The organism is Micromonospora sp. DT63, assembly GCF_049841615.1.
Lineage (GTDB): Bacteria > Actinomycetota > Actinomycetes > Mycobacteriales > Micromonosporaceae > Micromonospora.
In genome coordinates, this window is the sequence record NZ_JBNCKQ010000001.1 from 852,362 (window position 1) to 874,608 (window position 22,247).

17 protein-coding genes are annotated in these 22,247 nt (G+C 71.4%); 12 read left to right on the forward strand and 5 right to left on the reverse strand.

Annotation, left to right across the window (positions count from 1 at the left end; all coding sequences use genetic code 11):
* Positions 1-33: 33 nt before the first annotated feature.
* Complete coding sequence (locus ACLQ27_RS04005; RefSeq protein WP_425865625.1) at positions 34-1,857, reverse strand: glycoside hydrolase family 35 protein; 1,824 nt, start codon at positions 1,855-1,857, stop codon at positions 34-36.
* 117 nt (positions 1,858-1,974) lie between these two features.
* Between ACLQ27_RS04005 and ACLQ27_RS04010 the strand changes: the two genes are divergently transcribed.
* The 6 genes from ACLQ27_RS04010 to ACLQ27_RS04035 all read left to right on the forward strand — a co-directional run bounded on the left by ACLQ27_RS04010 (position 1,975) and on the right by ACLQ27_RS04035 (position 8,701).
* Positions 1,975-2,952, forward strand: a complete 978-nt coding sequence (locus tag ACLQ27_RS04010; protein ID WP_234586712.1) for a LacI family DNA-binding transcriptional regulator — start codon at positions 1,975-1,977, stop codon at positions 2,950-2,952.
* Positions 2,953-3,119: 167 nt separating this feature from the next.
* Positions 3,120-4,442 (forward strand): carbohydrate ABC transporter substrate-binding protein, encoded by a 1,323-nt coding sequence (locus tag ACLQ27_RS04015; RefSeq protein WP_425865626.1) that lies wholly within the window; start codon positions 3,120-3,122, stop codon positions 4,440-4,442.
* Positions 4,443-4,513: 71 nt separating this feature from the next.
* A complete protein-coding gene (locus ACLQ27_RS04020; protein ID WP_357492155.1) occupies positions 4,514-5,488 on the forward strand; it encodes a carbohydrate ABC transporter permease in 975 nt (324 codons plus the stop codon).
* A gap of 11 nt (positions 5,489-5,499) precedes the next feature.
* A complete protein-coding gene (locus ACLQ27_RS04025; RefSeq protein ID WP_357573978.1) occupies positions 5,500-6,378 on the forward strand; it encodes a carbohydrate ABC transporter permease in 879 nt (292 codons plus the stop codon).
* 19 nt (positions 6,379-6,397) lie between these two features.
* On the forward strand, positions 6,398-6,577 hold the full coding sequence (locus ACLQ27_RS04030) for a DUF6903 family protein (RefSeq protein WP_357492159.1): 180 nt from the start codon (positions 6,398-6,400) through the stop codon (positions 6,575-6,577).
* 132 nt (positions 6,578-6,709) lie between these two features.
* Entirely contained in the window at positions 6,710-8,701 is a 1,992-nt protein-coding gene (locus ACLQ27_RS04035) for a discoidin domain-containing protein (RefSeq protein WP_425865628.1), read from the forward strand.
* 133 nt (positions 8,702-8,834) lie between these two features.
* On the opposite strand, the gene ACLQ27_RS04040 is transcribed toward ACLQ27_RS04035, so the two are convergent.
* Positions 8,835-9,428 (reverse strand): helix-turn-helix domain-containing protein, encoded by a 594-nt coding sequence (locus tag ACLQ27_RS04040; RefSeq protein WP_357492163.1) that lies wholly within the window; start codon positions 9,426-9,428, stop codon positions 8,835-8,837.
* A gap of 74 nt (positions 9,429-9,502) precedes the next feature.
* On the opposite strand from ACLQ27_RS04040, the gene ACLQ27_RS04045 reads away from it, so the two are divergent.
* The 4 genes from ACLQ27_RS04045 to ACLQ27_RS04060 all read left to right on the forward strand — a co-directional run bounded on the left by ACLQ27_RS04045 (position 9,503) and on the right by ACLQ27_RS04060 (position 15,516).
* A complete protein-coding gene (locus ACLQ27_RS04045) occupies positions 9,503-11,065 on the forward strand; it encodes an FAD-dependent oxidoreductase (protein WP_425865629.1) in 1,563 nt (520 codons plus the stop codon).
* Positions 11,066-11,277: 212 nt separating this feature from the next.
* Positions 11,278-13,002 carry a hypothetical protein gene (locus tag ACLQ27_RS04050; RefSeq protein ID WP_425865630.1) on the forward strand — a complete coding sequence of 575 codons (1,725 nt, stop codon included), beginning with the start codon at positions 11,278-11,280 and terminating at the stop codon, positions 13,000-13,002.
* A gap of 155 nt (positions 13,003-13,157) precedes the next feature.
* Positions 13,158-13,934 (forward strand): methyltransferase domain-containing protein, encoded by a 777-nt coding sequence (locus ACLQ27_RS04055; RefSeq protein ID WP_425865632.1) that lies wholly within the window; start codon positions 13,158-13,160, stop codon positions 13,932-13,934.
* A gap of 187 nt (positions 13,935-14,121) precedes the next feature.
* Complete coding sequence (locus ACLQ27_RS04060; protein ID WP_357492171.1) at positions 14,122-15,516, forward strand: dihydrolipoyl dehydrogenase family protein; 1,395 nt, start codon at positions 14,122-14,124, stop codon at positions 15,514-15,516.
* Positions 15,517-15,559: 43 nt separating this feature from the next.
* Here ACLQ27_RS04060 and ACLQ27_RS04065 read toward each other — a convergent pair whose 3' ends face one another.
* Genes ACLQ27_RS04065 through ACLQ27_RS04075 form a run of 3 tightly spaced genes read right to left on the reverse strand, consistent with a single transcriptional unit; the run spans position 15,560 to position 18,227 of the window.
* The gene (locus ACLQ27_RS04065; RefSeq protein WP_425865634.1) at positions 15,560-16,327 is read right to left on the reverse strand and encodes a nucleotidyltransferase domain-containing protein; all 768 of its coding nucleotides are present in this window, start codon (positions 16,325-16,327) and stop codon (positions 15,560-15,562) included.
* 50 nt (positions 16,328-16,377) lie between these two features.
* The gene (locus ACLQ27_RS04070; protein WP_357492175.1) at positions 16,378-17,745 is read right to left on the reverse strand and encodes a hypothetical protein; all 1,368 of its coding nucleotides are present in this window, start codon (positions 17,743-17,745) and stop codon (positions 16,378-16,380) included.
* Between the two features lie 5 nt (positions 17,746-17,750).
* Positions 17,751-18,227 (reverse strand): hypothetical protein, encoded by a 477-nt coding sequence (locus tag ACLQ27_RS04075; protein WP_357492177.1) that lies wholly within the window; start codon positions 18,225-18,227, stop codon positions 17,751-17,753.
* Positions 18,228-18,329: 102 nt separating this feature from the next.
* Between ACLQ27_RS04075 and ACLQ27_RS04080 the strand changes: the two genes are divergently transcribed.
* Both ACLQ27_RS04080 and ACLQ27_RS04085 read left to right on the forward strand, forming a co-directional pair.
* Complete coding sequence (locus ACLQ27_RS04080) at positions 18,330-19,163, forward strand: copper resistance protein CopC (RefSeq protein ID WP_357492179.1); 834 nt, start codon at positions 18,330-18,332, stop codon at positions 19,161-19,163.
* Positions 19,164-19,413: 250 nt separating this feature from the next.
* Positions 19,414-22,245 (forward strand): ricin-type beta-trefoil lectin domain protein, encoded by a 2,832-nt coding sequence (locus tag ACLQ27_RS04085; protein ID WP_425865635.1) that lies wholly within the window; start codon positions 19,414-19,416, stop codon positions 22,243-22,245.
* Positions 22,246-22,247: the final 2 nt, after the last annotated feature.

Consider the following 22,247-nt stretch of genomic DNA (forward strand, 5'->3'; position numbering starts at 1 on the left):
CGCGCGACCGGCGCGCTGACCACCGGCCGACGGTCAGTCGAACTCCTCGACGTACTCCTCGGTGGGGCCCAGCTCGGGCCGGTCGCGCAACTCCAGGACCGAGCCGAGCCGGTCGGTCTCCAGGACGACAACCGTGTTCTCGCCCCTTTGCAGCAGTGGTGCCGGGCAGTAGAGGGTGACCTGCGGGCCGATGTCCCAGTAGCGGCCGAGCAGGAATCCGTTGACCCAGACCAGGCCGTGCGCGGATCCGGGCAGGGCCAGGAAGGTGTCGGCGGGCTCGTCGAGGCGCACCGTCGCGACGGCGAAGCCGGCGCCGGTGCTGGCCGGTCCGGCACCCGCCGCACGGCGCAGGTCGTCAGGTGTCCACTCGGTCAGGGCGACAGGCGAGCTGGTCCAGCCGTGCACCATCCGGCGATCGACGAGCACGGGGCCGAGCAGGCCCTTGTGCTGTCCGACCAACGGGCCGTAGTTGACGCGGCCCAGGTTCTCCACCAGGACCTCCAGGCGCACGGCCGCCCCGGTGCCGTGAATCGGTATCTCCGGATGCGCACCGTCGGCCACCCCGATCGGCACGCCGTCGGCGAGGACGACGGCCCGGTCGCGTACGTCGGTCAGGATGATCGTGTGCTCGCCCGGGGGGATCTTCGGGTGGGCCGTGAGCAGCACCATCCCGGCGTCCAGGCCGAGCTGTTCGAAGGTGGCCGGCCGGGGCCCGGTCGACTCCGGCGCCGGCACCGCACGCAGGCCGGCGATCAGGTCGGCGTGGTGGGTCAACGGCACCCGCGCCGGCGCGAGGACCGGCATCCGCTCGGGTACCCGCAGCGGCCCGGTGGCGCCGAGCGCCCGGCGCATGGCGTGGAACTTCGCGGTGAGTGTCCCGTCCTCGGCGATCGGCGCGTCGGAGTCGTAGCTGGTGATGGTGGGCTGGAGCCGGCCTCGTTCCGCGTTCGCGCCGGCCCAGAGCCCGAAGTTGGTGCCGCCGTGCGCCATGTAGAGGCTGACGCTTCCGCTCTCGGCGATGATGGCGTCCAGAGTGCGGACCGCGCTGTCCACTGCGCGGACGTGGTGCCGCTCGCCCCAGTGGTCGAACCAGCCGTTCCAGTACTCGGCGACCACGAACGGTTCGTCGGGTCGGCGCTGGGCGAACAGGGCACGGGCGGCCTCGGGCTTCGAGCCGAGGGTGGCGGCGGCGAGCGTGCCCGGCACCGTACCCGCGTCGTGCATCAGCTCGGTGGGGCCGTCGGCGGTGAACAGCAGCTCGGTGATACCGCGGTCGAGCAGGGCGGCGCGGTTCCACAGCAGGTACGCCTCGTCGTCGCCGTAGCTGCCGTACTCGTTCTCGACCTGCACGGCCACGACCGGTCCACCGGCGTGTGCCTGGTGCCGCGCGATGCGGGGTATGAGTTCGTCGAACCACCGCCCGACCGGCCCGGTGAACGCCGGGTCGGAGGTGCGCAGGGCCACGTCGCGGGCGGTGAGCCAGGCCGGCAGTCCACCGTTGGACCACTCCGCGCAGATGTACGGGCCGGGCCGCAGGACGACGTCGAGACCCTCCTCGCCGGCGAGCGCGATGAACGCCTCGAGGTCGCGCCACCCGTCGAAGCGCGGCGCGCGATCGGCGTACGGCTGGTGGAAGTTCCAGGGCACGTACGTGTCGAGGGTGTTCAGACCCAGGTCGGCGAGCCGCCGGATCCGGTCGCGCCACAACTCGGGGTGGACCCGGAAGTAGTGCAGGGCGCCGGACAGGATGCGGTGCGGGACTCCGTGCCGGTAGAGCTGGCGGTCGTGCCAGCCGAGTGCGGGAGAGGGTCTCGTCGGCGGCGCTACCGCGCTGCCCCGCCGGGTGGTCTCGATCATGGTGGCAGCCTATGTTACCCGTGCCATTCGTAACAATGCCGGTAGGATGCGCCCGTAGCACGTTCCGGGAGGGCGACGGGGATGACCGAGGCGACAATGAGTGGCAAGCAGCCGAGCATGGCTGACGTGGCACGGGCCGCCGGCGTGTCGGCACAGACGGTCTCGCGCACCCTGCGCGACTCACCGAACGTCAACGCCGAGACCCGTCGGCGCGTGCTCACCGCCGTCGAGCAGCTCCGATACCGGTACAACGGCGCCCCCCGGCTGCTGTCGTCCGGGCGCAGCTTCACCCTCGGCCTGGTCCTGCTCCAGGCCGGCGGCTACTACTCGCGCTCCGCGGTGACCGCCGGGGTGGAGGCCGCGGCCGGGCAGGCGGGCTACTCGGTGAGCATCGCGACCCTCGCCGAGCTGGACACCGCCATGATGGAAAAGTCCCTGCTCAAGCTGTCCGACCAGGGCGTCGACGGCATCATCATCGCGGTCCCGCTGATCTCCGTGACCCAGCGGATGGAGGACATCACCCGGGACATCCCCACCGTCACTGTCGACGGCTCGCGCACCACAGGTGCGCGGGTGCTGGGCATCGACCAGCACGAGGCCGGGCGCATCGCCACCCAGCACCTGCTCGACGCCGGGCACCGCCAGGTGTGGCACGTGGCCGGGCCGGACGAGTGGATCGAGGCACGGCAGCGCCGGCAGGGCTGGCAGGAGTGTCTGACCACCGCCGGGATCGACGCGCCGCCAGCGCTCGAGGGCGACTGGTCGCCCGAATCCGGTTACCGCCAGGGGCAGATCCTCGCGATGATTCCCGAGGTCACGGCCATTTTCGTGGCCAGTGACGAGATGGCGTTCGGCGTGATCAGGGCGTTGCGCGAGCGCGGCCGGTCGGTGCCTGCGGACGTGTCGATAGTGAGCGTGGACGACATCGAGCTGGCGGCGTACTGCCACCCGCCCCTCACCACTGTCCGCCAGGACTTCTACCGCTCCGGGGCGGCCGCCGTCGCGCTCCTTCTGGGCAGCGAGGGCGCCGGCGAATCGGTGGCGCAGCCGAGCCTCATCGTCCGGGAGTCGACCGCCGCACCGCGGTCCCGCTGACCCCTGAGCGCCTCCGCGCTGTTGGCACATCGTTCTTGACGACTCATGTTACGGGTGCCACAGTAACAACGCGAGGCCCGCCCGCGATCTTGTGGGCCGATGCCGTGCCTCGTCCACGCCGCTCAATTCCGCACCGCCGTGTGCACCGCCCTTGGAGGCCCCCCACCATGTTGAGACGACCAATCGTCCTTGCGGTCGCCGCGGCGACAGCGCTGAGCCTGCTCGCCGGCTGTTCCGGAGGGAACGACGACGCCGACGGCAAGAAGACGCTGAAGATCGCGGCTTTCGAGGGCGGTTACGGCCGGGACATGTACGTCCAGGTCGTCGATGCCTACAGGGCGAAGCACCCCGACGTGGATGTGCAGCTGCAGCTCTCGAAGACCCTTGAGGACGAGATCAGCCCCAACATGAAGGCTGGCAAGTTCCCCGACGTCGTGGTGCTGCCCCAGGGCCGCAAGGCCGCGCTCGCCGAGACTCTGGTCAAGGACAAGGCGCTGGAGGACCTCACCGGCGTTCTGGACATGACAGTGCCGGGCGAGCAGTCCACAGTGCGGTCCAAGCTCGCCGACGGGATCGTCGGCAATCTCAGCACCAACCCGTACAACGACGACAAGACCTACCTGATGCCGATGTACTACGCGCCGACCGGCCTGGTCTACAACAAGGGTCTCTTCGCGCAGAAGGGTTGGCAGGTCCCGACCAGCTGGGACGACATGTTCAAGCTCGGCGACGCCGCCAAGGCCGAGGGCATCGCGCTGTTCACGTACCCGACCGCGGGTTACCTGGACTCGTTCTTCTTCGCCCTGCTCGCCGATGTCGGCGGTGAGCAGTTCTACAAGGAGGCGATGACCTACTCCGAGGGTGTCTGGAAGACCGCCCAGGCACGCCAGGTCCTGGACATCACCGCCAAGCTGCTGACCTACGCGGCGAAGACCACCGTCGGGTACGCGAACGAGCAGGACTTCACCAAGAACCAGCAGTCTCTGCTCGACAACAAGACGCTGTTCATGCCGAACGGCACGTGGGTCGTCGGCGAGATGAAGGACGCGCCGCGTGCCACGGGCTTCGAGTGGGCGATGGCCCCGCTGCCGGCGGTCACCGCAGGTGGCAAGCGCTACCTGACCACCATCGTCGAGTCGGCCTGGGTGCCGAGCGGCGCCCAGAACAAGGACGCCGCGAAGGACTTCGTCGCGTACCTCTACTCCGACGAGGCCGCCGGCATCTTCGCCAAGGCCAACGCGATCCAGCCGATCAAGGGCATCGCCTCGACGCTGCCCGCCGAGATCGCGCCGTTCTACCAGCTCTACGAGGACCCGAGCATCACCGCCCTGGTCGGTGGCTTCGCCAGCACGGCCCCCGTCGAGGGCGTGAACATCAAGGGCACGCTCTTCGACACCGCGAACAGCATCATCAGCGGCGACAAGACCGTCGACCAGTGGCAGACCGCCCTGAACGACGCCAGCGAGAAGTTGCGGCAGGCGGGCAAGTGACGCCCGGCGGCAGCCCGGGCTCCGGGCTGCCGCCGTTCCCTTCCCCCTGCGAGAGCCAAGGACTGGTCACGGTGACGACGACCCTCACTCCACCAACCCCGGGCGCCAGCAAACGTGCGCCCGGTCGATCCCCGACGTCGACGCGCGGTGGCGCCGCGCGTGGCCGGCGCGGCGACGGCCGGTTCGTCGCCGTCTGCCTGCTGCCGGCGCTGGCACTGTTCGCGCTGTTCATGATCTGGCCGACGGTGAGCGTGTTCCGGATGTCGCTCTACACCTGGAGCGGCTTCTCGACGCAGATGCGGTTCGTCGGCCTGGACAACTTCAGCAAGCTGCTCGACGACGAGCAGTTCCTGCGCGCGTTCCAGAACACCGTCGCGCTGCTCGTCGTCGTGACAGTGGTGACGATGGGGATGGGCCTGTTCCTCGCGGCCGTCATGACCCGGCAGAAGCTGCGCGGCCACACCTTCTACCGGTTCGTGCTCTACGTCCCGAACGTGCTCTCGGTAGTGGTCATCGCGGCCATTTTCTCGGCCGTCTACGACCAGGAGAACGGCCTGCTCAACGGCACACTCCGGCTGCTCTCGCTGGACGGCCTGCAACAGGTGTGGCTGGGTGACCAGAAGCTGGTGCTCTACTCGGTCGCGACAGCGATGCTGTGGCAGTCGCTGGGCTACTACATGGTCATCTACATGTCGAGCATGGCGAGCATTCCGGAGGAGCTGTACGAGGCCTCGGCGCTCGACGGCGCGTCGGCCGCCCGGCAGTTCTTCGCCGTCACGCTGCCGCTGATCTGGCAGAACCTGCGCACGACACTCACCTTCTTCATCCTCAGCGCCGTCAACCTCAGTTTCGTGCTGGTACGGGCGATGACCGGCGGCGGTCCGGACGGCGCCTCAGAGGTGCTGCTCAGTTACATGTACAAGCAGGCGTACACCAACTCGGCCTACGGCTACGGCATGGCCATCGGCGTGGTGATCTTCGCCTTCTCGTTCCTCGTGTCGCTCCTGGTGAGCCGCGCGACCCGGCGTGAGCCCCTCCAGTTCTAGAGGACACTTCCATGACCACGATCAACAAATCCGGTTCGCGGCCCGGCCGTGGCCTCACCCACCTGCTCGTCGGCGGGATCACCCTGCTCATCGTGATCCCCGTCGCCTGGGTGCTGGTGGCCTCGCTCAAGCGCAAGAGCGAGTTCTTCGGCAGCCCCTGGACCCTGCCCGAAGGCCTGCACCTGCGCAACTACGTCGACGCGTTCGGCGGCGCGCACATGGGCCGCTACTTCGCCACCTCGGTACTTGTCACAATGCTCGGCCTGGTCTTCGTGCTGGCGGTCTCGGTGCCGGCGGCGTACGTCGTCGCCAGGTACGAGTTCCGCGGCAAGAGCATCGTCGAGGTGGCGCTGCTCGCCGGGCTCTTCGTCAACGTCAACTACATCGTGGTGCCGATCTTCCTGATGCTCGTCGACTGGGACCGCGCGCTCGTCGACGTGTTCCCGGACGGGTTCTTCCTCGACAACCCGGCGATGCTCGCGCTGGTCTACGCGGCCACCTCGATCCCGTTCACGATCTACCTGTTGAGCGCGTACTTCCGGTCGATTCCGGGGGACTTCGAGGAGGCGGCGCTGCTGGACGGGGCATCCCGCTTTCGGATCATGACGCGGGTGATGCTGCCGATGGCCCGCCCGGCGGTCACCACGGTGATCCTGTTCAACTTCCTGGCGTACTGGAACGACTTCGTCATCGCGCTGACGCTGCTGCCCGGTGAGGGCAAGACGTTGCAGGTCGGCCTGCTCAACCTGATGGCCGCCCAGAAGGCGGCCGCGGACCCCGGGCGGCTCTACGCCGGCATGGTGATCGTCATCGTGCCGGTGCTGCTCCTGTACGCGCTGATCCAGCGTCGCCTGATCCAGGGCATGGCCGCCGGCGGCGTCAAGGGCTGAGGCCCGAGAAAGGGATGTCATGAAGGAACCGACGTCTGTCGTACTGCTCGTCGTCGCCCGGATTCTGGTCGCGCTGGCCTGCGTCGTCACGGTGGTGGTCGTCCGGCCCACTGTCGGCTGGGGAAGCCTCGCGATCATGCTCGTGGCGCTCGCCGTTCTGATCGGTCTTCTCGCGGACTACAACCGCAAGTTCCGGTGACTCGGACCCCCGTCGGCGGACGGGCCCGCGGTCCACCGGTTCCGTCGCCGGCGTCATCTCCCGGTCGTGCGCGCCGGACATCTCCCAGGAAGTGAACGACTCCCCCAACCACCCCCACGGTTAGGACTCTCGATGCACCTGTTCAGGTCCTCGTTGGTGGCTTTGACCACGCTAGCCACCGCAGTACTTGTCGCCGCGCCCCCCGCCGCGGCAGCCGCAACGAACTACTACGTCGACTGTTCCGCGAGCACGTCGGGCAGCGGCACCCAGGCCAGCCCCTGGAACAGCTTCACGCCGGTGAACGCCAGGACGTTCGCCGCCGGCGACCAGATCCTGATCCGGCGGGGTACGACCTGCGCCGGTCAGCAGCTCTTCCCCAAGGGTTCCGGCGCTTCCGGGGCACCGATCATCGTCGACGCGTACGGCAGCGGCGCCAAGCCGGTGCTGGCTGGTAACGGTGCGGTCGTCGACGTCGTGAAGCTCTACAACCAGCAGTACTGGGAGATCCGCAACCTGGACATCTCCAACAAGGGTTCGGCGGTCGCCACCCGTCGCGGCGTGCACATCATCCGCGAGAACTCCGGCACCGGCACCTACTACCGGGTGACCGGGCTCAGCGTCCACGACGTCAACGGCAACCAGACCAAGAAGGACGACGACGCCAGCGCCGGCATCTTCTTCGAGGTTCTGGGCTACACCACGCAGACGAAGTTCGACGACGTGCTGATCAACAACAACACGATCGCCACCGTCGACCGCTACGGCATCCACTTCTGGACCCGCTGGATGGTCCGGCCCGAACTGGCCAACCCCAACTGCGGCTCCACCTGCGGCACCTGGCTTCCGCAGACCCGGGTCGTCGTACGCGGCAACACGGTCACCGACATCGGCGGCGACGCCATCGACGTGCACCACACCCAGAGCGCCCTGGTGGAGAACAACCGGGTCGACGGCTTCCGGGTCCGCGAGCCCGCGCAGTGCGCCGCAGGCATCTGGGGCTGGAACATCAACGACGCCCTGTTCCAGTTCAACGAGGTGAGCGGCGGCCGGAGCACCTGTGACGGGCAGGGCCTCGACCTGGACGAGGGCAACATCCGCACCATTTACCAGTACAACTACAGCCACGACAACGAGGGTGGCTTCATCCTGCTGTGCAACGGCGGGGGTTCCACCACCGCGGACAACATCGTGCGCTACAACATCAGCCAGAACGACCGTGGCCAGATCTTCGACCTGGTCTGCGGCAAGCTCACCAACACGAAGATCTACAACAACGTCTTCTACGTCGGCCAGGCGGCCCAGATCATCAACAACGGCAACGGCTCGGCCGGCGCCAACGTGGAGTTCTACAACAACATCTTCTACGTGACCACGACCCAGGCCACCTACAACGCCGGTGCTCTGCTGTTCGACTCCAACGTGTTCTACGGCCAGCACCCGGCCGGCGAGCCCACCGACTCGAACAAGATCACCGCCGACCCGCTGTTCGTCGCGCCGGGCACCGCCACCTCGATCAGTGACGCCGGTGGCTACCGGCTGCGCGCCGGCTCCCCGGCCCTGGCCAGTGGTCAAGCCATGACCAACCCGGGCAGCCGAGACTACTTCGGTGGCGCCGTCACCCAGGGGTGCCGTCCCGACCGGGGCGCCCACCAGCTGAGCACCGTCTGCGTGCCCAGCGCCGGCGTCATCCCGCGTACCGGCTGGTCGCTGAAGTACGTGGACAGCCAGGAGACGACCGCCGAGAACGGCGCCGCGACCAACGCCTTCGACGGGAACCTCAGCACGATCTGGCACACGAAGTACACCGGGGGCAACGCCCCGATGCCCCACGAGATCCAGATCAACCTGGGTGCCAGCTACTCCGTCTCCGGAATCCGCTACCTGCCCCGGCAGGACAGCGGCTCCGGCGCCGCCAACGGGCGCATCGGCCAGTACGAGGTCTACGTCAGCACCGACGGCGCCAACTGGGGTACGGCCGTGGCCACCGGCACCTTCGCCAACAACGCCAGCCAGAAGGAGGTCCGGTTCACCGCCAAGACCGGGCAGTACCTGCGCCTGCGCGCCCTGAGCGAGGTCAACGGCAACCCGTGGACCACCGCCGCGGAGATCTACGCCCTCAACTGACCGGGGCAGACCAGGGAGCCTCCGGCATCGCGCCGGAGGCTCCCTGCGTGCACGCCGCCGGTGACGTTCGCGGGTTTCGGCCCGTTATGTTGCGGACCGCGTTCCACCGGCCCACGGCCGCCCGAGCCAGCGCCTACCCCTCCTCGGCCTTCGCGGGGCGGGCGCGGACGTGCAGCCGCTCCCCCTGCGGCCCGAAGAGGCTGAGCGCCTCGGCGGTGCCGGGGCCGGGATTGAAGAAGAGGTGCGGGACCCGGGTGTCGAACTCGGCCACCTCTCCCGGCGTCAGGATGAGGTCGCGGTCACCGAGCAGCAGGCGCAGCCGGCCCGAGAGCACGTAGAGCCACTCGTACCCCTCGTGGGCCTGTGGGGTCCGCCCCCCGGCGGACGGGTCCGGCGGGAAGATCTGCTTGAACGCCTGGAGGCCGCCCGGTCGGCGGGTCAGCGGCAGGTACGTCACGCCGTGCATGACGATCGGCTTGGGGCGTACGCGGGGGTCGCCGGTGGCCGGGGCGTCCACCAGCTCGTCGAGCGCCACCTGGTACGCCCGCGCGAGCGGAAGCAGCAGTTCCAGGGTGGGTCGGCGGGTGCCGGACTCCAGCCGGGACAGGGTGCTCACCGAGATGCCGGTCAGCTCGGCGAGCTGGGTGAGCGTGGTGCCGCGCTGGTGGCGCAGGGCACGCAGCCGGGGGCCGACGGCCGCCAGCGCGGCGCTGTCCTCGTTTGCCATAACGGCAAGGATACTTGCCACCCGAACGGCTACGACGGATGGTGGGCTCAGCCGACAAGTAGGGGGACATTCCGGTGGACGAGACATATGACGTGGTGGTCGTGGGCGGCGGCGCGGCCGGGCTCAGCGGAGCCCTGGCGCTGAGCCGGGCCCGACGGTCGGTGCTGGTGATCGACTCCGGCGAGCCGCGCAACGCGCCGGCCGACCACGTGCACAACTACCTGGGCCGGGAGGGGACGCCGCCGGGCGAGCTGCTCGCGGCCGGACGCGCCGAGGTGGCCGGGTACGGCGGACAGTTCCGCGCCGGCCGGGTCCAGGCCGCGACCCGCGACGACGGTGGCTTCCGGCTCGCCCTCGACGACGGGGCCTCGGTGCGGGCCCGCCGCCTGCTGGTGGCCACCGGGCTCACCGACGAGCTGCCCGACGTGCCCGGCCTGGCGCAGCGGTGGGGCCGCGACGTGCTGCACTGCCCGTACTGCCACGGCTGGGAGGTGCGGGACCAGCGGGTCGGCGTGCTGGCGACCGGGCCGATGTCCGTGCACCAGGCCGAGATGTGGCGGCAGTGGACCTCCGACGTGCTGCTCCTGCTGCACGACGCCCCGACCCCGGACGAGGAGACGGCCGAGCGGCTGGCCGCCCGGGGCATCGCGGTGGTGCCCGGCCCGGTCGCCGCACTGGAGGTCAGCGGGGACGCGCTCAGCGGAGTCCGCCTCGCCGACGGCCGGGTGGTGGCGCTCGACGTGGTGGTGGTCGCGACCCGTACGGCGCCCCGCGCCGACCTGCTGGTGGGGCTCGGCCTGGCCCCGGAGGAGGTGACGATGGGTGGGCACGTGGTCGGCACCCAGATCCCGGCCGACGCGACCGGGGCGACGACAGTTCCTGGGGTGTGGGTGGCCGGTAACGTGGCCGACCTGCGCGGTCAGGTCATCACCTCGGCCGCCGCCGGGCTCATGGCCGGGGCGGCGATCAACGCCGACCTGATCGCCGAGGACACCCGCGACGCGGTGGCCGCGTACCGGCAGTTGGTGGCCACCACCTTCGAGGAGCCGGCGTGGGAGGAGCGCTACCAGTCCAAGCCGGCCGTCTGGAGTGGACGCCCAAATCCGCAACTTGTCGCCGAGGCCGCGGACCTGGCCCCGGGGCGGGCGCTGGACGTGGGCAGCGGCGAGGGCGCCGACGCGGTGTGGCTGGCCGAGCGCGGCTGGCGGGTGACCGCGGTGGACATCTCGACCACCGCGCTGACCCGGGCCGCGGAGCACGCCGAGACCGCAGGGGTGGCCGACCGGATCGAGTTCACGCACACCGACCTGCGCGACAAGCCGCCCGCCGAGGAGGCGTACGACCTGGTGTCGGCGCAGTTCATGCACCTGCCCCCGACGCAGCGGCGGGAGTTGTTCGCCGGGCTGGCCGATGCGGTGGCCCCGGGCGGCGTGCTGCTGATCGTCGGGCACCACCCGTCGGACCTGTGGACGTCGGGGCACCGGATGCACATGCCCGACATGATGTACACCGCCGAGGACGTGGCCGCCTCGCTGGACCCGACCCGGTGGGACGTGCTCGTCACCGACACCCGCCCCCGTCCCGGACCGCACGACGTCGTCCACCACGACGCGGTCCTGCTGGCCCGCCGCCGCTGAGCCCGCGTCGATCATGGAGTCGTGGTGGACGACAAGAGCCGCGGATCAGGGCTTTCCGGGCACCACGGCTCCATGATCGACCAAGGAGCGGGGCGGAGGCGGGGCGGGCCTTCGCACGGGGGTGGGCTCGGCGGTAGCGTTGCGCCACACTCACGGCCCGCAGGGGCGGTTGACCGCCGACCCTGACGCCCCGATCGTACGGAGGATGGTGCATGTCCATCGGCGCTGAGCCGCTCGCAGCACGCGACGACGCGGCCTCGCGGCCGAGCTTCGAGCTCACCCTGCGCGGCTACGACAAACGCCAGGTGGACCGACACCTGGAGCAGCTCGACGGCCAGATCGCGATGCTCAGCGGCGAGCACGGACGCTCCGCCGTGCGGGTCCGTGAGCTGACCGCCGAGGTGCAGCGGCTGCGCGCCGAGCTGGCCGAGCTGCACGAGCAGCCGGTGCAGGTGGACCGCGCCTCGTTCCAGGATCTGGGCCCGATGGTCGGCGAGATTCTGACCCTCGCCGAGAAGCAGGCCGCCCTCATCACCGAGTCGGCCAGCGACCGGGCCAACGAGCTGCGCACCGAGGCCGAGCAGATCCTCGCCGACACCCGCGAGCGGGCCGCGCAGGCACGCCACGACCTGTCGGAGGAGCTGGCCGCGCGACGCGCCGAGCAGGAGCAGGCGTACGAGGAGCGGCGTGCCGTGGCCGAGGCCGAGCTGACCGCGATCCGGGAGCGCGCCGAGCAGTTGCGGGCCGACGGCGAGGCCGCGCACGAGCGCGCCCAGCACGAGGCGAAGCGCACCACCGAACAGAGCGCTCAGCAGCTCAACCAGACCCGGGTCGCCGCCGATGCCCTGATGAAGTCGGCCCGCACCCAGATCCAGCAGGAGGTCCAGGCCGCCCGGGCCAAGAACCAGCAGGAGATGGCCCAGTGGCAGGCCGGGGTGGAGCGCGAGGTCGCCGAGCGACGCAGCGCCGCCGAGCAGGAGATCGCCGAGTTGCAGGCCGCGGCCCAGGAGGAGCTGGCCGAGCAGCGCAGCTCCACCGAGCAGCAGATCGCCGCGCTGCTGGCCGAGGCGCAGCAGCACGTGACCGAGCTGCGTAACCGGGCCGACGAGCAGGCGGCCAGCCACCAGGAGCAGCTGACCGCGCTCCAGCAGGAGATCGAGGAGCGCCGGCAGGAGTCGGACCAGCTGCACGCCGAGCTGGAGACCGCCCAGCAGCAGCTCGCGGAGGTCCGCCACGAGGGCGAGACCCTGGAGAACGAGCTGTCCCGCCTCCAGCAGCGGTTGAGCGAGGTGCGTCGGGACCTGACCGCCGAGGCGACCCGGCTGGACGAGGCGCGACGGGCCGGAGATTCCGCCGAGCGGCACGCCAAGGAGGTCCGCGCCCGGGTGCAGCGCGAGGCGAAGCGGGTGGCCGACCTGGCCGCCGCCGCCGTGATGGCCGCCGCGGCCGGCGGCACGGAGACCGCCGAGTACCCGATGGTCGGCTCCCGGTCGAACCCGTCCCGCACGAATGTGGAGCTGCTCTCCGTGGACCGGCCCGCGAACGATCGCGCCGAGGCCGACCGCGTGGACGCCGACCGCGCCGACACCGACCGGACCGACACCGACCGGACCGACGCGGACGACACCCGGGCCGAGGTCGAGCACGCCGACGCCGAGCACGGCAACGGTCGGCACGCCGACGCCGAACACGGCAACGGTCAGCACGCCGACGCCGAGCACGCCAACGGTCAGCACGTCGGTGTCGACCACGCCGACGGCGAGCGGCCCGGTCGGCCGCCCCTGCGGTACCCGGTGGAGCCGGCCGATCAGACGGCCACGTCGGGGTCGCCCACCAACGACGCCGAGCGGATCTTCACGCGGCCCGAGCCGCCGACGCCCGTACCGTTCCTGGCCTTCGGGCAACCGGTCAGCGACAACGGCACCGCCCGGCACTGACCGCGCCTTTTGTCGACCCGGGCCCCGCGCAGCGGCGCGTGGGGCCCGAGCTCGCGGTTCGGCGCGACCGGGCCGGCCCGTCGACGGCGGCGGCCTACACCGGATCTGCGCGCCGTGTTCGCGATACGCCCACAATCCGCTGTTTGGATGGGCCGATGAGCTACCACCCGAGCGCGACGCCCACCGCCGCCGATCAGATCGCGTACCTCGACACGGCCGCGGCCACCGCTGTCGGACGCGACTACAAGAGGCGTGCCCTCGACGCCCTCGATCTGCGGCCGGGGCACACGGTGGTGGACGTCGGCTGCGGCCCGGGGACCGACCTCGGACGGCTTGCCGACGCCGTCCAGGCCGGCGGCCGGGTTGTCGGAGTCGACAGTGACGCGCGGATGCTCGCCGAGGCCGGTCGGCGGCTGGCCGACCGGCCGACGATCGGCCTGCGCGCGGGCGACGCGCACGCGCTTCCGCTGGACGACACCAGCATGGACCGGGCCCGGATCGACCGGGTCCTCATGCACGTCGCGGATCCCGCGATGGTGCTGAGGGAGGTTCGTCGGGTGCTGCGCCCGGGTGGTGTGCTCGCGCTGACCGAGCCGGACTGGGACACCCTCGCGGTCGCCGACGAGGACGTGCGGACGAGCCGCGGCTTCGCCCGCTTCGTCGCGGGGCGGGTGCGGAACGCTACTGTCGGACGGGAGCTGGTCCGGCTGTCGGCGCGGGCTGGCCTGCGGGTGAGATCGGTCGAGGCGATCGCCGTCGTCTTTCGGGACTTCGACACGGCGGACCGGATCCTGGGGCTGCGGCGCAATTCGGCCCGCGCCGTCGCGGCCGGCGAGCTGACCGACGCGGACGTTCAGCCGTGGCTGCGACGTCTCACGGACGGTCCCCTGCTGGCGGGGTTCACCCTGTACCTGGTCACGGCCGAAGCCTGACGCCGCGCGGCGGGCCGGTCCCGACTCGGCGCCGCCCCGTCGTCGGGCACGACGCACCGGGGACGATTCTGCACCGAACCATCCCGAACGTGGCGCCGGAGCTGGCAGGCTGGGTTGGCCGACACGCACCGACCGCCGCTGGCCCGACTGGCGACCCAGGAGCGCCTCGTGGCCGGAAGGAGCGCCAGTGACCGACCAACCGGAGGACTTCGACCTGCTCGTCGTGGGCGGCGGCAAGGCCGGCAAGACGCTGAGCATGGACGTTGCCCGGTCCGGCCGTCGGGTGGCGATGGTGGAGCGCGGCATGATCGGCGGTAGCTGCATCAACGTCGCGTGCATCCCCACGAAGGCCCTGGTGACGAGCGCGCGGGCGGCCCGCCAGCTGCGCCACGCCGCCGCGCTCGGCGTCGTGGTCGAGGGCGGGCACGTCGACGTGGACCTGCTGCGGGCGCACAAGCAGGACGTCGTCGAGGGCATGGTCGCCGCCAACCGGCAGCAGTTCCTCGACTCGGGCCTGCACCTGGTGATCGGTCAGGCCCGCTTCGTGGCCGCGCGGACCGTGCGGGTGTCACTGGCCGACGGCGACGAACGACTGCTGCGCGGCGACGACGTGGTCGTCAACACGGGCACCCGGCCGTACCTGCCGTCCGTACCCGGAATGGCCGAGGCCGGGGTGCTGACCAGCGACGACCTGCTGCGCCTGGACCGGCTCCCGGCACGACTTGTGGTGCTCGGCGGTGGCACCGTCGGGGTGGAGTTCGCGCAGATGTTCGCGTCGTTCGGCAGCGCGGTGACGGTGATCGAGGGAGGTCCCCAGCTGCTGACCCGGGAGGACCCCGACATCGGCGACGCGATGATGCGGGTCTTCCTCGACGACGGCATCGACGTACGCGTCGGGGTGACTGTCGCCCGGGTCGACCGCGACGCCGACGGTACGGCCCGGATCACGCTCGACGACGGCAGCGTGGTGACCGGTGACGACGTGCTGGTGGCGGCCGGCCGGGCGCCGGTCACCGACGGGCTCGGGCTGGACGCGGCAGGTGTCCGACTCAATGACAGTGGCTTCGTGCTGGTCGACGAGTACCTGCGCACCAGCGCCGAGCGGACGTGGGCGGCCGGGGACGTCGCGGGCAGCCCGCAGTTCACCCACGCCTCTCTCGACGACTATCGGATCATCCGGGCGAACCTGGCCGGTGCGCAGCGCAGCACGGCGGGAAGGCTCATCCCGTACACCGTCTTCACCACCCCGGAGCTGGCGCGGGTCGGTCTCAGCGAGAGCGACGCGCGCCGCGCCGGGTACGACGTCCAGGTGGCCCACCTGCCCGTCGCCGCGATCCCCCGGGCCCGCACCCTGCGCCAGACGCAGGGCATGTGGAAGGCGGTGATCGACGCCCGGACCGACCAGATCCTGGGCGCGGCGCTGCTCGGCGCGGAGGCGGGCGAGGTGATCACGTCGGTGCAGCTGGCAATGCTCGCCGGCATGCCGTGGACCGCGCTGCGGGACGCGGTCATCACGCATCCGACAATGGCCGAGGGCCTCAACCTGCTCTTCGCGTCGCTGACGTCCCGCCCGGTGCGCTGAGCACGTCCCGCCCGGTGCGCTGAGCACGTCCCGCCGGGCGAGGTCAGCCGGCGATCTCGGCGCGTACCCGTTGCTGGAAGGCACGCGCCTGGGCACCCGTGGGCGGTGGCCCACCGTGTCGCGCGGCGATCGCCCGGCGGATCACCTCATCCGGGTCGCCGGTGTCGACGAGCCGCCGGCCGGCGTCCACCTTGGACAGCCACGCACCGTCGCGGTGGCGCACCAGCGAGCGGCAGGCGCCGAGCACCGCGTCCTCCGTGCCGGGCGCGGGCCGGTCGCCCGGTGGCGTCGGCAGGGCCAGCCACCAGGTCAGCGCCTCGATCAGCAGGCGGCGCAGGTCGGCCGGGGCGAGGTCGGCGAAGGCCTCCGCCGCCGGCGGTCCGTGCAGCGCCATCCCGCTCTGGTGCAGGATGCTGCGGTCCAGCCCGTACCAGAACCGGCCGTCGGCGCTCGGGCGGTCCGCCGGGTCGAGGGTGCGGCGGAACGGCATCGCGCGCCCGGTGTTCAGCTCGACCTCGAAGCCGGGCTCGGGGCTGCCGGCCGCGGCCACGGCCCGCTGGTACACGACCAGTTCCAGCCCGCGCGCCGGGCAGGGCAGCGCCTCGTGCCGCAGCCGTGCCACGAGGGTCCGCTTGGCCGCCTCGGTCAGCGGGTCGGCGCAGACCAGCGCCACGTCCACGTCGCTCCGGCCGGGCTGGTACGCGCCGAGTCCCACCGACCCGGCCGCGTACGCCCCGACGAGATCGCCGCCGAGCACGTCCCGGGCGGTGTCAACGAGGTCGTCGAGGTAGCGCCGAAGGGCAGAGTCCACGCCCCATCCTCACCCGTGGGCGCGGGCGCGTCGGCACCGGGCCGGCGGCCCTAACCGGCGTAGAGCAGCAGCAGGCCGGCGACGGTGTACGCGACCATCAGCGCGAGCAGCGGGAGCTGACCGGCCACCGCCCGCGCCCGGGGGAACAGGTACAGGGCGCGGTCGTGAGCGAGCAGCGTCCCGAGCAGGTGCCCGACGATGATGACGGTGATCTGGAGGTTGGCCACCCCGGACGGGGTGACCAGCCCGGTGTGCGGTTGCCAGCCCGCCGTGCCGAACCAGTCCGCCCCGGTGTCACGCGGGTCGGACAGCAGGGCGACGGTGCGTTGACCCTCCAGGATCAGCAGCGAGTAGTAGTGCGCCACCACGTAGCCCACCGCGATCGGCACGATCGAGTGCGCGAGTTCGCGCGGCACCCGCGGCGACTCCGCAGGGTTCGGCGGCCCCGCGGCGTCTGGCGGTCGGGGACCGCCGACGCGGGCGGCGGCGCCGGTGGCGAGCAGGTACGCCACGGCGACGACCCCGATGACCACGATCAGTCCGGCGCTGCCGGTGACCGCCGGGGGCAGGCCGTTCTCCTGGGAGAAGCGCAGCCACGCCGGCGCGTTGGAGAGGCTGTCGAACATGGTCGAGCCGAGTAGCACGATCACCACGGCGACGAGCCCGGGACGGGGCCGCAGTCCGGCGATCCCGTCGAGCGGGTTGCGCCACACCAGCACTCCGTCGGCGGCCCTGCCGATCGGGGCGAGCTGGCCGACGAGCGCGCTGTAGACCTCGAACGGGTCGGCCCGGTCGAACCAGCCCGCGCCGAACAGCGCGGCGCCGCCGAGCATGACCACTGCGTACCCGGCCAGCCACGCGGTGATGACCGGCAGGGTGGCCCGGTCCGGCGCGACCAGTTCCAGCCAGACGAACCCGAACAGGGTGAGCGCGGCCGGCCAGAGGCCCACGCCGGTGGGCAGCTCCCGGACGCCGCGTGCGGGCTCGCGCCGCGCCGCCAGGGCGACGAGCAGGTGCACGGTCCGCAGCGGGTTGACGGCCCGCCAGAGCGGGCCGAACAGCAGCGAGGCGGGTACCAGCCCGACCCAGAGGAGCACGTAGAGCGCGCCGGCCGTCGGATTGTCCGGGGTGTCCGGCCCGCCGAGCAGGCCGACGCAGAACCAGCCGACGGCGAGCAGTCCCAGTGCGCGCAGCGCCCACCGGAACGCGGGGGCGTCGACGAGGCCGGCCAGCCGGTCGGGCAGCGGCCGGCCACCGGCGGCGTCCCGGTCGAGGCGTGGCTCGCGCCAGAGCAGGCCCAGGGCGAGGAACGTGACGACCAGGGTCAGCGCGGCGGCGACGACGAGTTCGGCAAGCGTGATGGGCAGGTCCTGGCGGCCGCCGACGCCGTGCGCCAGCAGCGCGGGAGCGGCGGGCATCCCGCTCAGCGGACGACGAGCTGGAACAGCACCAGCTCGGTCTCGTGCGTCTCCACCTCGAACAGCCCGGTCTTCTCGGCCCGGAACTCCACCGAGCCGGGCGTACCGGCCGGCAGTCGGGCCCCCAGGTCGTAGCCGTGCACGTGCAGTTCGTCGGCGACGTCCGAGGTGACGGTGATCCGGACCAGTTGCCCCTTGGTCACGGTCACCCGGCCGGTGGGCGGGCTGATCCGTCGTTTGGCGATGGTCACGGTGATCTCCCGGTCGGCCCCGGGCGTGCTGGCGGCGGGAGTCGGGCTGTCCGCCGAGGCCGGCGCGGAGGCGCTCGGTGCGGCGGTCGACGTGGCCGGCGTCGAGGGGGCGGCGACGGACGGGTCGTCGTCCTGCCCGCAGCCGGCGGTGAGCAGGGCGCTGAGCAGGCCGGTGACGAAAAGGGCGGTGGGGACGGCGGTGCGGTGGCCACCGGGGGTACGGACGAGCACGGGCGGACTCCGAACGACGCGGGGGGACGGGGTGTCGAGCTGATCGTCGGAGGGTGAACTCTACGTCTTGTTCGGCGGTGGGGAAATGACCATGATGAACGAATGCGATCGAGGCTGGTCACTGTCTGTCACGTTGTGTGCCGTACCGTCGCGGTGCTGGCGGCGCTGCTGGTGGTGTCCCTGGCGCTGCCCGCCGCCCCGGCGTCGGCGCACGGGCAGTTGGCGACCTCCACGCCGCTGACCGGCACCGTCGTCCGTAAGCCCCTGGCCCAGATCGGGTTGTACTTCACCGAGAAGCCGGCCGCCAACGCGCACTTCACCCTCACCGGGCCGAACGGGTCACGGGTGGACAGCGGCTGGTCGCACGGCGAGCCGAAGCGGCTGGACAAGCCGGTCCAGGAGTACTTCATGGTCAACGGGGTCTTCGAGCCGCGGCTGTACCACACCGGCTTTCCCGCGATGGTTACCGTCGCGCACTGGCCGGCGAAGGGCCGCTACACCGCCAGCTATCTCACTGTCGCGTCGGACGGCGAAGCGGTGCGGGGCACCGTCACCTTCGACTACCAGGGCCCGAGCACGCCCGCCCCGGCCGGCTGGACGGCACCGACGAACGGCCCCGAGCCCGCCCTCCTCGCCCAGGCCGAGGGCACCCCCTCGGCCTCCGCCGTGCCGGCGGCGACACTCCCGGCGGACGCCACCCCCGCGGCCGCGCCGCCGGCGTCCCCACCGGCGGGAGGTCTTCCGCCCTGGGTGGTGCCCGCCGCCGTCGTCGTGGTCGTCGGCACGATCATCGTCGTGGCAGCCCGTCGCCGGCCGGCGCAACGCGCGTCCGGCGGCACCGCCCGTCCGCGCGGCGCAGCGCCGCGTCCACGGGGTGCGGCGTCGCGTCCGCGCGGTGGAACGGACCGCCGGCCGGCTCGTCGCGGCCGCCGCTGACCCGGACGGGCATCTCCGGGCATTCGGGGACAAGCACCGCGACCTTTCGCACGGACATCGGGAACTTTTGATGTATCGATGCAAAGGCATGGACAGTCAGATCGAAAGCCCTTAATGTCTCGACCCATCAACCCGGTGTTTCCGGATCGTCACTCGTCGGCGTCGAGGACGTTACGGACCGGGCCGGCGGCCACCGCCTCACATCGCTGCACACCGGCCGTCGGTCACTCCTACCCTCTGTGGAGGAACGATGGGCACACCGCTGCTGCGCCGATTCCGCAGTCCCGTCCTGGGCGCGCTCGCGCTCGTCCTCGCCGTCGGCTTCTGGGCCGACCCGGCCGACGCCGCCCCCGAGCAGGAACCGGGCGTCACTCTGCGCGTCTATGACGTCCAGGTGCCGCTCTCCGAGATCTGCACTCTCAAGCCCGCGCAGACCCCGAACGTGGACAAGCTGATGTCCACGATCAACTGGACGTCGCCGGCCGACTTCGGCTTCGACGACAACTTCGTCTCGCAGGTGCTCGGCAACATCACCATCACCCAGGCCGGGAGCTACACCTTCCGGCTCAGCAGCGACGACGGTTCCAAGCTGACGATCGACAACACCGTCGTGATCAACCATGACGGGCTGCACGGCGCCACCCCGCCCAAGGAGGGCGCGGTCACCCTCGCGGCCGGGCTGCACCCCCTGCGCATCGACCACTTCGAGCGCACCGGCGGCCAGCAGATCACCCTGGAGTGGCGGACGCCCGGCTCGTCGTCCTTCGTGGTCGTGCCCACCTCGGCGCTGAGCACCGACGCCGGAGTCGTGCGGGTCACCGCACCGGGGCGCAAGGAGTGCGAGGGGGTCACCGACTCCCCCGGCGACGGGCTGCCGCTGACCGGCGTGCACCCCGGCTACACGCTCACGAACCTGCGGCCCTCGGGCTTCCAGCCGAAGGTCACCGGGATGGACTGGCTGGCCGACGGCCGGCTCGTCATCAGCACCTGGGGTGGCAGCGACCAGTCCGGCACCTCCCAGGACGGCGAGGTGTACATCATGGGCAACACCGGCGGCGCGACCGGCCCCGGGTCGGTCACCACCAAGAAGATCGCCGGCGGGCTCAAGGAGCCGATGGGGCTCAAGGTCGTCGACGGCGTGGTCTACGTGTCGGAGAAGCAGCGGCTGACCCGGCTCGTGGACACCACCGGAGACGAGGTGGCCGACCGCCTGGACACCGTCGCCACCTGGCCGTACGGCGGCAAGTTCCACGAGTTCGCGTTCGGTCTGCTCTACCAGGACGGCTCGTTCTACGTGAACCTGTCGGTGTCGATCGACTACGGCGGCGCGACAACGGTGCCGCAGCCCGCCGCCAACCGGGGCACCACCATCAGGGTCAACAAGGACACCGGCGCGGTCAGCTACATCGCCGGCGGTCTGCGGACGCCGCACGGCATCGGCTGGGGTCCGGAGGGCGGCATCTTCGTCACCGACAACCAGGGTGGCTGGCTGCCGTCGTCGAAGCTGGTGCACATCAAGCAGGGGCGCTTCTTCAACCACTACATGACCCCGGCGGGCCCGTTCGACGCCAACCCGGTCACCCCGCCGGTGCTCTGGATGCCGCAGAACGAGATCGCCAACTCCCCCAGCACGCCGCTCTACCTCACCACCGGGCGGTACGCCGGGCAGTTCGTCATCGGCGACGTCACCTACGGCGGCCTCCAGCGCGCCTCGGTGGAGAAGGTCAACGGCGAGTACCAGGGCGCGCTATTCCGGCTCACCCAGGGCCTGGAGGCGGGCGTCTCCGAGGTCAACCTCGGCCCGGACGGCGCGATCTACGTCGGCGGGCTCGGCGCGGGCGGCAACTGGGGGCAGACCGGCAAGCTGACGTACGGGTTGCAGAAGCTCACCCCGAACAGCGCCAGCACCTTCGAGATGCTGGCCATGCGGGCCACCACCGCCGGTTTCGAGGTGGAGTACACCCAGCCGGTCTCGGCGGAGACCGCCGCCAACCTGGCCGCCCACTACAAGGTCAAGCAGTGGCGGTACGAGGCGACATCCAACTACGGCGGCCCGAAGATCGACGAGGAGACGTTGACAGTCAGTGGGGCCACCCTCTCGGCGGACGGCCGGAAGGTCACCCTGACCGTCGACGGCCGCAAGGCCGGCCGGGTGGTGTACCTGCGCTCACCCCGCCCGTTCACCTCCACCAGCGGGCAGTCGCTGTGGAGCACCGAGGCGTGGTACACGCTCAACGCCATCCCGGGCGTCACCCCGCCCGGTGGCGGGACCAACCTGGCGCTCAACAAGCCGGCCACCGCGGACAGCTCCTGCTCGACGACCGAGGGGCCGGCCAAGGCCGTCAACGGCAGCGTCACCGGCGGCAACGGCGACAAGTGGTGTTCCAAGGGCACGTCGAAGTACCTCCAGGTGGACCTGGGCGGCAGCTACGCGGTGAACCGGGTGGTGGTGAAGCACGCCGGCGCCGGTGGTGAGGACGCCGCCTGGAACACCCGGGACTTCACCATCGCGTCCAGTCCCGACGGCACGAACTGGACCACCCGGGCCACGGTGACCGGCAACACGGCGAGCACCACGACGCACGACGTCACCGCGCCCGGCGCCCGCTACGTCCGGCTGGCCGTCACCGCGCCGACCAGCACCAGCGACACCGCCGCGCGCATCTACGAGCTGGAGGTGTACGGCAGCGCCGCCAGCGGCGCGGGCAGCATCACCGGCATCGGCGGCAAGTGCCTGGACGTGGACAACGCCGGCACCGCGGACGGCACGAAGGTGCAGTTGTGGACCTGCAACGGCACCGGCGCGCAGTCGTGGAGCCGGTCCGGTGACACGTACCGGGCGCTGGGCAAGTGTCTCGACGTGGACAACGCCGGCACCGCCGACGGCACCAAGGTGCAGTTGTGGACCTGCAACGGCACCGGCTCGCAGGTGTGGCAGCCGCAGTCCGACGGGTCGATCCGCAACCCGCAGTCGGGCAAGGTGTTGCAGGCCGCCGGGGGCGCCAGCGCCGACGGCACCCAGATCCAGATCGGCACGTACGCCGGTGGCGCGCACCAGAAGTGGGTGGTCACCGCGGGCTGACG

Bases quoted from the DNA above. Each gene is read 5' to 3' on its own strand.
- ACLQ27_RS04005 (WP_425865625.1), bottom strand. From the start codon at position 1,857: ATGATCGAGACCACCCGGCGGGGCAGCGCGGTAGCGCCGCCGACGAGA.
- ACLQ27_RS04010 (WP_234586712.1), top strand. From the start codon at position 1,975: ATGGCTGACGTGGCACGGGCCGCCGGCGTGTCGGCACAGACGGTCTCG.
- ACLQ27_RS04015 (WP_425865626.1), top strand. From the start codon at position 3,120: ATGTTGAGACGACCAATCGTCCTTGCGGTCGCCGCGGCGACAGCGCTG.
- ACLQ27_RS04025 (WP_357573978.1), top strand. From the start codon at position 5,500: ATGACCACGATCAACAAATCCGGTTCGCGGCCCGGCCGTGGCCTCACC.
- ACLQ27_RS04030 (WP_357492159.1), top strand. From the start codon at position 6,398: ATGAAGGAACCGACGTCTGTCGTACTGCTCGTCGTCGCCCGGATTCTG.
- ACLQ27_RS04035 (WP_425865628.1), top strand. From the start codon at position 6,710: ATGCACCTGTTCAGGTCCTCGTTGGTGGCTTTGACCACGCTAGCCACC.
- ACLQ27_RS04040 (WP_357492163.1), bottom strand. From the start codon at position 9,428: ATGGCAAACGAGGACAGCGCCGCGCTGGCGGCCGTCGGCCCCCGGCTG.
- ACLQ27_RS04050 (WP_425865630.1), top strand. From the start codon at position 11,278: ATGTCCATCGGCGCTGAGCCGCTCGCAGCACGCGACGACGCGGCCTCG.
- ACLQ27_RS04055 (WP_425865632.1), top strand. From the start codon at position 13,158: ATGAGCTACCACCCGAGCGCGACGCCCACCGCCGCCGATCAGATCGCG.
- ACLQ27_RS04070 (WP_357492175.1), bottom strand. From the start codon at position 17,745: ATGCCCGCCGCTCCCGCGCTGCTGGCGCACGGCGTCGGCGGCCGCCAG.
- ACLQ27_RS04080 (WP_357492179.1), top strand. From the start codon at position 18,330: ATGCGATCGAGGCTGGTCACTGTCTGTCACGTTGTGTGCCGTACCGTC.
- ACLQ27_RS04085 (WP_425865635.1), top strand. From the start codon at position 19,414: ATGGGCACACCGCTGCTGCGCCGATTCCGCAGTCCCGTCCTGGGCGCG.